Below are 1364 nucleotides of genomic sequence, written 5' to 3'. Positions count from 1 at the left end.
CATACACCACCGTCCGCTCAGCTCTCACCGACCCGGCCACCGCAGCTCACCCACGTGGCAGAGCACGGCGCGTGCCGCGTACCCGCAGGAAAACCCCGACGTCGGCGGAGGCCGCCTCGCCGGGACACGAAGGATGATCTTCTCTTTCGCCCGCCGTCCGCCACCCAGGCACCAACGCCGTCACGCCCAGATCCCGAGAGACCACATATGGCGAGGGCGTTCGCTACGCAGGTGAGGGCAATCGTTTCCGCAGCGAGGGATACCTGCCTGCCACGGCGATGGCATCCGTCTCATCGTCACGGATCGACACCTTTCCGATGCGCTACGGTCGCGCTGCACGTGCAGTGCGCACGTGCAATGTCGCGGCCCTGCCCTTCGCCGCGGCCCCCGGACGTTCGCCTCATGGAGGTGCACGCAACGGACCTTCTATTTGCTTGTAAGCAAGGTGTACGGAGGCGGTGTGAGGATCTCCGAGCTGGGATTCGACAACCTCGACGACTTCTCCGAACAGGTCTGGCGGACCGTGGCACGCCACCCCTACTGCAACATCGACATGCTCGCCGAATGGCTGGCGCAGCCCGAGTCCGTCGTCGATGTCGAAATCACCCGGCTCGTCGAGGCCGGGCTCCTGCGCCAGGTCGGCCGCCAATGGGAACCCCAGGACCCGCTCAAAGTCCTGCAAACCCGCCACGCCCAGCCGGAAGCCGCCCTCACCGCCGAACGTGCCAGGATGGCCGAGGAACGCGCCCAGCTGTCCCAGTCCGGGCTGTTCGGCGACTATGTCGCCGGCCGGCAACGGACCGGGACCAGCAGCGTCGTCGAGTTCCTCACCCGCGACGAGATCTTGCACTGCATGGCCGAGCTCACCGAACAGAGCACCGCCCGCGTGCGGTTCCTGCAGACCGGACCCCCACCCCCCGGCCTCGGCGGCAACGTGCCCGATCTTCTGGTCCCCGCTGCCGCACGCGGCGTGCAGATCAGCAGCGTGTGGAGCCCGACCGCGCTCGCCGCCGCCCAGCGCCGCCAACCCACCCGGCGCCTACCCCCCATGGGACGCATCCAGGTTGCCCCGGCCGTGCCCATGCGGACCATGGTCTGGGACGCCACCGCCGCGCTCATCCCTGTCCGGGACGACGACCTCGACGAAGGCGGCCTCGTCGCGGTGGCACCCACCCTGGTGCGCGCCGTCACCGAGATGGTCACCAGGATCGAACAGACCATCCCCGCCCAACGCCACCCCGTCGGAGCCGAGGAACCGGCCGCGATCCGCCGCCAACGCGCGCTACTGCTCCTGCTCGACCGCGGCCTCGACGACATCCGCGCCGCCCGCGAACTCGGTGTCTCCGACCGCACCGTCAAACGCG

General features: G+C 69.3%; 1 protein-coding gene. It reads left to right on the top strand.

Annotated elements, in window-relative coordinates; all coding sequences use genetic code 11:
* Window positions 1-460 precede the first annotated feature (460 nt).
* Window positions 461-1364: hypothetical protein (locus FDN03_RS16310; protein WP_138178623.1), on the top strand; the 904-nt coding region annotated here is incomplete at its 3' end.

This window comes from Glutamicibacter sp. V16R2B1 (assembly GCF_005774635.1).
In the GTDB taxonomy this organism is placed as follows: Bacteria; Actinomycetota; Actinomycetes; order Actinomycetales; family Micrococcaceae; genus Glutamicibacter; species Glutamicibacter creatinolyticus.
The sequence above is the reverse complement of the archived record's forward strand: the minus strand, read 5'-3'. Positions and strand labels throughout refer to the sequence as shown.